General features: G+C 70.0%; 10 protein-coding genes and 1 pseudogene. 6 read left to right on the forward strand and 5 right to left on the reverse strand.

Annotated elements, in window-relative coordinates; genetic code table 11:
- The first annotated feature begins 19 nt into the window (after positions 1-19).
- A complete protein-coding gene (locus ACFYXC_RS37680; protein WP_389557241.1) occupies positions 20-724 on the forward strand; it encodes a class I SAM-dependent methyltransferase in 705 nt (234 codons plus the stop codon).
- Between the two features lie 286 nt (positions 725-1010).
- Here the strand turns inward: ACFYXC_RS37680 and ACFYXC_RS37685 are convergent, their stop codons facing one another.
- Positions 1011-1391: a hypothetical protein gene (locus ACFYXC_RS37685; RefSeq protein WP_389557176.1), complete on the reverse strand. Its 381-nt coding sequence runs from the start codon at positions 1389-1391 to the stop codon at positions 1011-1013.
- A gap of 38 nt (positions 1392-1429) precedes the next feature.
- Entirely contained in the window at positions 1430-1552 is a 123-nt protein-coding gene (locus ACFYXC_RS37690; RefSeq protein WP_389557178.1) for a hypothetical protein, read from the reverse strand.
- 75 nt (positions 1553-1627) lie between these two features.
- Here ACFYXC_RS37690 and ACFYXC_RS37695 point away from each other — a divergent pair, with 75 nt between their 5' ends.
- Together ACFYXC_RS37695 and ACFYXC_RS37700 are read left to right on the forward strand one after the other, a co-directional pair.
- Entirely contained in the window at positions 1628-2155 is a 528-nt protein-coding gene (locus ACFYXC_RS37695) for an SMI1/KNR4 family protein (RefSeq protein WP_389557179.1), read from the forward strand.
- Between the two features lie 53 nt (positions 2156-2208).
- Positions 2209-3089 (forward strand): annotated as a pseudogene (locus ACFYXC_RS37700) (IS5 family transposase).
- A 15-nt stretch (positions 3090-3104) separates the two neighbouring features.
- On the opposite strand, the gene ACFYXC_RS37705 reads toward ACFYXC_RS37700, so the two are convergent.
- Entirely contained in the window at positions 3105-3500 is a 396-nt protein-coding gene (locus ACFYXC_RS37705; protein ID WP_389557180.1) for an Imm7 family immunity protein, read from the reverse strand.
- Positions 3501-3675: 175 nt separating this feature from the next.
- On the opposite strand from ACFYXC_RS37705, the gene ACFYXC_RS37710 reads away from it, so the two are divergent.
- From ACFYXC_RS37710 to ACFYXC_RS37720, 3 genes are read left to right on the forward strand one after another with little or no spacing between them, the layout of a single operon-like run.
- A complete protein-coding gene (locus ACFYXC_RS37710) occupies positions 3676-4116 on the forward strand; it encodes a helix-turn-helix domain-containing protein (RefSeq protein WP_389557182.1) in 441 nt (146 codons plus the stop codon).
- Complete coding sequence (locus tag ACFYXC_RS37715; protein WP_389557183.1) at positions 4116-4619, forward strand: regulator component; 504 nt, start codon at positions 4116-4118, stop codon at positions 4617-4619. Before ACFYXC_RS37710 ends, ACFYXC_RS37715 begins: the two co-directional genes overlap by 1 nt.
- Positions 4609-5700, forward strand: coding sequence for an MAB_1171c family putative transporter (locus ACFYXC_RS37720; protein WP_389557185.1), 1092 nt, complete (start codon positions 4609-4611; stop codon positions 5698-5700). Before ACFYXC_RS37715 ends, ACFYXC_RS37720 begins: the two co-directional genes overlap by 11 nt.
- On the opposite strand, the gene ACFYXC_RS37725 is transcribed toward ACFYXC_RS37720, so the two are convergent.
- Together ACFYXC_RS37725 and ACFYXC_RS37730 are read right to left on the reverse strand one after the other, a co-directional pair.
- Entirely contained in the window at positions 5657-7261 is a 1605-nt protein-coding gene (locus tag ACFYXC_RS37725; RefSeq protein ID WP_389557186.1) for a protein kinase, read from the reverse strand. The two genes, ACFYXC_RS37720 and ACFYXC_RS37725, sit on opposite strands and share 44 nt — an antisense overlap.
- Positions 7246-7392 carry a hypothetical protein gene (locus ACFYXC_RS37730; RefSeq protein ID WP_389557188.1) on the reverse strand — a complete coding sequence of 49 codons (147 nt, stop codon included), beginning with the start codon at positions 7390-7392 and terminating at the stop codon, positions 7246-7248. Before ACFYXC_RS37730 ends, ACFYXC_RS37725 begins: the two co-directional genes overlap by 16 nt.
- Positions 7393-7526 lie beyond the last annotated feature (134 nt).

The following is a 7526-nucleotide window of genomic DNA, read 5'->3' on the forward strand; positions in this document are numbered from 1 at the left end:
TCAGTCCACCGCCCTGCGCATACCTCATACCACCGGCCTACCGCAGGGATCACCACCCGTCAGCCCCTCCGACAACACCCCGAATAGATCAGTAGAACACCAGGATGAGACCAGGGCGGCCTACGACGGGGTCGTCGAGCTCTATGCGTCGATGTTCACCAGTCGGTTGGAGACGCGGCCGTTCGCCCGGAACATGATCGCCACCTTCGCCGAGCTCGTGCGTGACACAGGGAACGTGCGGGTGGCCGATGTCGGGTGCGGGCCCGGCCATCTGACGGCCATGCTGCACGACTTGGGGCTGGACGCCTTCGGTATCGACCTCTCCCCGGCCATGGTCGACCACGCTCGGCGGGCCCAGCCGGCGCTGCGGTTCGACGAAGCGCGAATGGAAGCCCTGCCAGTTAAGGACGGCGCGCTCGGTGGAGTGCTGGCCCACTACTCGATGATCCATACCCCGCCTGAAGAACTTCCCGCGCTACTCGCTGAACAGGTGCGTGTCCTGGCACCAGGGGGCCTGCTCCTGGTGTCCTTCTTCGGCACCGAGGGGCCGGAGCCGGTCCGTTTCGATCACAAGGTGGCGCCCGCCTACAGCTGGCCGGCGCAGCAGTTTGCCGGGTTGCTGGCCGAGGCCGGACTCGTCACCGTGGCCCGATTGCTCCACGACCCAGCGTCCGAGCGCGGCTTCCTGGACACACACTTGCTGGCCCGCCGCCCGCAGGACTGACCTGCAATAACCCATCGGTTAGTTCGGTCAGCACACCAAGGGCCAGATCAGGACCGCAGATAACCATCACGATCGTGGCGTACGTCGAAGCCTGAGCAGCACGTGCAGCAGCGCCTCGGACCACGACGGTCCGGGGCGCTGCTGTGTCTGCTGCACGGCGGTCGGCGGGTGATGCACGGCGAGGCTGGCGGCCGGGCGGCACACGGGTGCTGCTCGTGCAGCAGGCCGGGTGCTGCACGAGCAGCGGAGCCGTGCTGCTACCGGCCGCCTGCCTCTTGCGCGGCGGTCAGTCGCCGTGGGTGGCCCACTGCTCCATCTCGCTCGGCTCCTTCTTCAGCAGGGTGTCGCGGCGGGACTGCGCGGTAGCCCGGGTGACGCTCACGGAAGTCGCCAGCGCACCGTACGAGCCGCCCTGCGCGACGTGCTGACGCACGGCTGCGTCCCGGATGCCCTCCAGCCGGTTGATCAGCCCGTTGGACATCAGCACGGTGGTCGCGAGGTCCTCGGTGCTCGCCCCGCCGGCGCGCAGCTGCGCGAGGCCGTGCAGGACGGCACCGAACCGCATGGCGAGCTGCCCGACGTCGTCGCCCAGCGCCTTGGCGTCGGCGGTGGACAGCGGGATGGTGAGGTCGGGGACGGGGTCGGTGTGCTCGGGCTCGGTGGTCACCGGGCTCTCCTCCTGGTAGTGCGGGACGGGGTGGGTGTTCAGCGGTGCACGACGTCCTTGGCGATGTCGCGGTGGTGGACGTCGACGGCCAGGTCGGCGACCCGGTACGCGGCGGCGGTCTCGGTGTCGCCGGACAGGACGGCGGCGAGCGCGTCGGCCACCGTCGCGGAGCTTTTCCGGACTAAGAAATGATCTTGCTGCTGAGGTCGGTGCAGCTGCGCCGTAGGCTGCGTGTCATGGGGCGATTCGATGAGGTCATGGCGACGTTCCGGGGTGATGGTGATTACGGTGTCCAGCCGCCCCTTACGGACGAGATGGTGCGAGAAGCCGAGCGTGTGCTCGGTGTGAGGCTGCCCGCGGCCCTGCTTGACCTCTTGCGGGTCCAGAACGGCGGCATTGTGGCTACTGATCACGATGCGTTCCCCACCAGCCAGCCGACCTCGTGGAGCAACGACCACATTCCCTTCGACCACCTGATGGGCATCGGGCGGCGCGCCGGGATGACCTCGTTGCTCGACACCCCGTACTTGATCGACGAGTGGGGTATGCCAGCGCCACTCGTGCTGCTCTCCGGCGATGGGCACTGCTGGATTGGGCTCGATTACCGCGTCTGCGGGCAGGATGGCGAACCCTCAGTCACATGGTTCGAGACCGACCTCGACAGGGAGGTCGTCTTGGCCGGTGACTTCCGCTCATTCGTCCAGCGCCTCACTGCGGCGAGCGCGTATGGCGACGACTCTGTTGACGACCCCGTACCTACCTAGGGCGTGTCCGGTGGATCATGAGTGTTCTGGTGTTCATAGTCGTGTGGTTGGTCGTGGGCCGTGGTGATCTGACGAATGAGGAGTGGCACCGTCTGAAGCCGCACCTACCGGTGAGCGGGCGGCGTGGTGGGCGGTGGGCCGGTCACCGGAAGGTGATCAACGGGGTTCTGTTCCGGGAGCGGACGGGGATCCCGTGGCGGGACCTTCCGGAGCGTTTCGGCAGGTGGAACACGGTCTATGAACGGCATCGGCGCTAGTCTGCCGACGGGACCTGGGAGCTGATCCTCCAGGCCGTCCAGACTGACGCCGACGCGACGGGCCGGATCGACTGGAGCATGGTGGGCGTCGACTCGACGTCCTGTCGTGCTCACCAGCACGCTGCCGGCGCCCGCAAAAAGGCTCCCCGTACACCGAAAAAAGTTCGACGCCCCGGCGGCACCGCCCCGACGAAGGGCTCGGAAGGTCCCGGGGCGGGCTGACAAGCAAGATCCACCTCGCGAGCGACGGCGGCTGCAGACCCCTCGCCCTGCTGGTCACCCCCGGCCAGTGGGGCGACGCACCGCAGATGATCCCGGTCCTCGAACGCATCCGCGTGCCCCGCACCGGGGAGGGACGGCCGCGCACCACGCCGGACCGGCTCAGCGCGGACAAGGCGTATTCGTCCCGCAGCAACCGCCGTTACCTGCGCAGGCGCGGCATCAAGCACACCATTGCCGAGCCGAGAGACCAGAGAGCCAATCGTCGGCGCCGAGGTGGCAAAGGCGGCCGCCCAGTCGGCTTCGACAAGGAGCAGTACAAGCGCCGCAACGAGGTCGAGCGGTCGATTAACCGCCTAAAGAGCTTCCGCGCCGTCGCAACCCGCTTCGACAAACGGGCTTACGTCTTCCACGGCACCATCACGGTAGCCGTAATCCGGCTCTGGCTCCGAGCGTGATGCGCCGCCGACGCCTCAGCCTGGGAAGGGATTTTCCACCGTCGGGATGCACGGGGACAGCAGTGCCTCCGTGTGCTGAGTGACCATCCCTCGGACGAGCCTCAGCACGCGCACCTCGTTCTCGTGACCCGGTTCCTCGTCATCGCGAACGTGGAGGAGCCCGTAGGAACCAGGGGCGACCACCGCCACATGCTCGAACAACTCCTCAACGTCAGGCGAAGAGCGGTGATTGGAAGAACCGCCGAGATGGATGAACGGCTCGCCGTTCATCCACCTGAGATCGAGCAAGTACGGGCTGTCCATCCGGGCAATGCGAAGGCGAAGCCCATCGACGATCTGCTGCAGCCGGGGCTCATCGTCCTCATCCGCTGCCGTCTCTCTGACCGTGATCCACCCGTGGTACTCAAACATCCCACGATCGTAGTAAGACGACCTGCTTCACCGTTCCGATCCCAGCGTGATCCGCCGGACACACCTTAGGCCGTGCACCGCGGAGACGGGTCGGCACCTGCTTCGGGGGGCCGCCGAGGGTTTCGGCCCGCTCGGAGGCCGACTCTGCAGCGGGTGTCAACGGTAGGATGACGGTATGGCGGACGGAGACGTGAGGGGCTCGCTGGCGGCGAAGGTGGATCGTCTCTTCAGCACGGTCAGGCGGTCGCCGGACGGGGACGAGTACACCTTCGAAGAGGTGGCCGCCGCCATCAAGGAGCGGGGCGGAGCCACGATCTCGGCCACCTATCTCTGGCAGTTGCGCAAGGGACTGCGTGACAACCCGACGAAGCGCCATCTGGAAGCCCTGGCGGACTTCTTCGACATTCCGCCCGCCTACTTCTTCGACGACGCGGAGGCCGAGCGCATCGATGCGGAGCTCGCCCTGCTCGCGGCGCTACGGGACGCGTCGGTGCGGCAGATCGCCTTGCGGGCCCGCGGGTTGTCGGAGCGGAGTCTCGACGCGATCAAGGACATGGTCGACCACGTCCGCGAACTCGAAGGCCTGCCCGGCCCGTCCGCCGAGGAAGAGAACTGATGCAGATCCGCCGGCGCGCGCTGCGTCAGCGGTGTGCCGTCGTGCTGCGCGAACTCGGTCTGCCCGCCGCCTTCGATCTGGGGGCGCTGTGCGCCGCGCTCAGCAGGTCCCGTGGCCGTCCGCTGCACCTGATGGCGATACCCGACCTGCACGACGTCTGCGGACTGTGGATCGCGACCGACAGCGCCGACATCATCGCCTTCGAGAAGCACACGAGTGCACCCCATCAGGACCACATCGTGCTGCACGAGATCGGGCACGTGCTCTGCGACCACTTCCCGCCCACCCTCGACGCGGCGGAACAGGCGCAGTTCCTGCTGCCGCGCCTCGACCCGTCCCTGATCCGCCGGGTCCTTGGCCGTACCGGCTACTCCAGCGTGGAGGAGCGGGAGGCGGAGTACCTCGGCTCGCTGCTGGGCCAGCGGGTGCGGCCCGCGGAACGTGACCCGTCCGCCGACAGCCGGCTGAGGACCGCACTCGAGGGCGGGGCCCGTGACGGCTGAGGTGTTACGTCGCTACGGGCCGACGCTGCTCGCCTGGGGAGCGCTGCTGTGGCTGCGGCCCGGCCCCACGCCGGGGCGGCGGTCCGTGCGGCTGTGTGTCCTCGGCCTTGCCGTGTCGCAGACGCTCCTCACGCCCGCCGTCGTCCATCTCATGCAGGTGGTGGGCCTGGGGGGCGTCGAGAGGCTGGCGGGCCATCTCGCGATGCTCGTCGCGGCCTCGGCGGGATCCGACACCCTCCTGCGGCTGCGCGGACGTGCGCGAGCGGCCCGGGTGAGTCTGGTCTGGGCAGCCGCCTCCGGAAGCCTCATGGCGTTGCTGTTCGCGCTCACTCCGGACCTGCGCCCGCAGTCACCCTGGGTCATGGAGTACTGCGTCGCCTACGCGGTGGCCCTCGTCCCCGAACTCGTCCTCGTCGCCCTGCTCTGTCTGAGGGAACTGGACGCGGCCGCGGACCGGGCCCTGCGCCTCGGGCTCCGTCTGATCGTCGCCGGCTGCTGTGCGGCGGTGGGCTACATGGCCGTGCGCACCACGGTGGCGATGACGGCCAGGGTGCCGTTCGACTTTCCTCTCGGGCGGACGTTCCTGCTGAGCAAGGCGCTGCCGACGACCGCCCACGTACTGGTGCTCTGCGGGGTCGCGGTCCCCGCACTGGTCAAATGGCTCCGGCTGTACCGGAGATACCGCCGCCTCACACCGCTGTGGACCGCCCTGTTCGAGGCCGAACCCTCGATCGCGCTCGAACCTCCCGGACGCTTCACGGCCGTGGTCGGCTTCCCGACCCCGCTGCGCCTGTACCGGCGGGTCATCGAGATCCGGGACGGTCTGCTGGCGATCCGGCCGTACCGGCCCGACCTGGCGGAAGTCCCCGCCCAGGCGGACGAGTACGGACGTGAGGCTCTGGGGATTTCGCTCGCCCTGCGCGCGAGAGCGGCCGGAGGGCCACCCCGGTTCGACGGAGCCGAGACGGCCGGAGGGCAGGACCTGAGCAGTGACACGGAGTATCTCTGCAAGGTCGCCGACGCCTTCGGTGCTCTCCCTACCGGCCTTCGCGGGGCTCCTCGGCGTTGCGCCAGACGGTGAGGTCGAAGTCGATGTACGCGCTGGGCTCGCTCGGTGCGGAGCGGCCCCGGTAGGTGGCGACGGCGATGTGCCCGGCGTCGCTGAGCACGCAGATCTGCGCCCCTTCGGTGACCTGGTCGAGGTCGATCTCCCGTGTGTAGCGGGTCTGGGCCCGGCAGACGCCCAGGGAGCCCTTCTGCGCGCCGGCCAGGAGCACCAACTGCCCGTTGCGCGTACGGATCTGGTCGCGCTCGGTCACGTTGAGGGTACGGGGTTCGAAGGCGAGGTCGGCTTCGTCGGACTCCGCGTCGAGTGGGCGGGGCGGGTCGTCGGCGAGCATGACGTAGTGGTTCGCCGGGATGGAAACCGCCCGGTAGGCCGACGGTTCGGGGTCGCTTCGCGGTTCGCCGCCGGAGGCCGCGCCGTTGGTCGGGCTCCCCTGGGAGCCTGACCGGTGGTCGCCGGAGGAGCCGTCGGGCAGCAACGCGTAACCGACCCCGATGGCCAGGACGGCGGCGACGGCCAGGGCGACGACCGCACCGGTGCGTCTGCCGCCCGGCACGGGAGGCATGAGAGGCATGGGCTGCCGGGAGTGGTGGGGCGGTGCGAGGTGCGGGGCGGGGCCGGGAGCAGGCGGGGGGTGATGACCGGGGGCGGACGCGGCACCTGTCTGCGGCGGCGCGCTGCGGGTCTCGGCGTCCTCCGGGCCCGTGCCGGACCGGCCCTGGGCGGCTACCGTGCCGGGCCGAGGGGGCGGGGGCGGGGACACATGGGTGGGCGAGTACGCGGGCGGGTCCCCGTCCGCGAGGGCGGCCGGACCGTGCGCGTGCCGGCGGGCCGCGATGACGCGGGTGACCGGCCGGGGCAGCCAGTCCTCGGTCTGCCGAAGCGGTTCCGCGGCCAGGGCGTGGCAAAGGGCCATCACCTCCGCCGGCGCGGGCCGGGCGGCGGGATCGCGTGCGAGGCAGGCCGTCAGCAGGGGACGCAGCACGTCCGGTACGGCGTCGAGGTCGGGGTCCTCGTGCACGATGCGGTAGAGGATCGCGTGCGTGGCGCCCTCACCGTAGGCGGGCGAACCGGTCGAGGCGTAGGCGGCGACCTGACCGAGCGCGAAGACGTCGGTGGCGGCGGTCACGGGCCGGCCGGACGCCTGCTCGGGCGCCATGAACGCGGGCGTGCCCACGCTGACGCCCGTACGGGTCAGAGCCGAGGCGTCCGCGGCGTGCGCGATCCCGAAGTCGATGACACGAGGTCCGTCGGCGGCGAGGAGCACGTTGGCGGGTTTGAGGTCGCGGTGCACAATGCCGGCGGCGTGGATGACGGTCAGGGCTTCGGCGATGCCGACGGTGAGCAGGAGGACGCTGCGCAGCGGGAGGGCGCCGTGCTCCGCCACCACCTGCCCGAGGGAGGGACCCGGAACGTACGCGGTGGCGAGCCAGGGCTGAGCGCCCCGGATGTCGAAGTCGATCACGGGCGCCGTGCAGAGGCCGTCCACACGCTGGGCGGACCGGACCTCCCGCTCGAACCGGCTGCGGAACTCGGCGTCCTCGCCGAACTCCGGCCGGATCACCTTGACGGCCACCGGGCGGCCCCCGGGGTGTGGGCCAGGTAGACCTTGCCCATGCCCCCGGCGCCCAGGACGCCGGCCAGCCGGTAGCCGCCGACCGTGTCAGGGTCTTCCGGGCCGAGTTCCCGCAGATGTGTGTCCGGCATCGCCCTCGTCCCACCCGAACCGTGTGATCACCGAAGCCGGTGGTGGGGGGGGGGGGGGGGGGGCCCGCCCGCCCCCCCCCCCCCCCCCCCCCCCCCCCCCCCCCCCCCCCCCAAAAAAAAAGAAAAAAAAAAAA

Source organism: Streptomyces sp. NPDC002701 (assembly GCF_042889045.1).
Lineage (GTDB): Bacteria > Actinomycetota > Actinomycetes > Streptomycetales > Streptomycetaceae > Streptomyces.

Bases quoted from the DNA above. Each gene is read 5' to 3' on its own strand.
- ACFYXC_RS37710 (WP_389557182.1), top strand. From the start codon at position 3,676: ATGGCGGACGGAGACGTGAGGGGCTCGCTGGCGGCGAAGGTGGATCGT.
- ACFYXC_RS37695 (WP_389557179.1), top strand. From the start codon at position 1,628: ATGGGGCGATTCGATGAGGTCATGGCGACGTTCCGGGGTGATGGTGAT.
- ACFYXC_RS37715 (WP_389557183.1), top strand. From the start codon at position 4,116: ATGCAGATCCGCCGGCGCGCGCTGCGTCAGCGGTGTGCCGTCGTGCTG.
- ACFYXC_RS37730 (WP_389557188.1), bottom strand. From the start codon at position 7,392: ATGCCGGACACACATCTGCGGGAACTCGGCCCGGAAGACCCTGACACG.
- ACFYXC_RS37705 (WP_389557180.1), bottom strand. From the start codon at position 3,500: ATGTTTGAGTACCACGGGTGGATCACGGTCAGAGAGACGGCAGCGGAT.